The 408-nt window shown below is 58.3% G+C and carries 1 protein-coding gene; it reads left to right on the plus strand.

The window, feature by feature from the left end; genetic code table 11:
• Positions 1–3 precede the first annotated feature (3 nt).
• Positions 4–408 (plus strand): cadherin repeat domain-containing protein (locus GTO89_RS17020; RefSeq protein ID WP_235920547.1); only part of this gene is annotated, 405 nt, incomplete at its 3' end.

Genomic DNA, 408 nt, shown 5'->3' on the forward strand with positions numbered 1-408 from the left:
CCAATGGTCCAAAACCGGGCGTTTAGCGGAAGCGTAGCAAAAACGTCAGGGGGAAGCGGGTCAGTTACTTACGCGTTAACGGGCGGCAACCTATTGCCGGCGGGACTTAGCTTGAATGCGACGACAGGCGCCATAACGGGGACGCCGACAGTCAGCGGCGCCTACGACTTTACGATTGAGGCAACCGATTCGTCGACTCCGCCGCTGACTGCAACGCAGCAGTACACCGGAACCATCGTAACGTCGATGGTACTGCCCACGACGTTGCCACCAATGGTCCAAAACCGGGCGTTTAGTGGAAGCGTCGCAAAAACGTCAGGGGGAAGCGGGTCAGTTACCTACGCGTTAACGGGCGGCAACCTATTGCCGGCGGGACTTAGCTTGAATACGACGACAGGCGCCATAACG

This window comes from Heliomicrobium gestii (assembly GCF_009877435.1).
Taxonomy (GTDB): Bacteria; Bacillota; Desulfitobacteriia; order Heliobacteriales; family Heliobacteriaceae; genus Heliomicrobium; species Heliomicrobium gestii.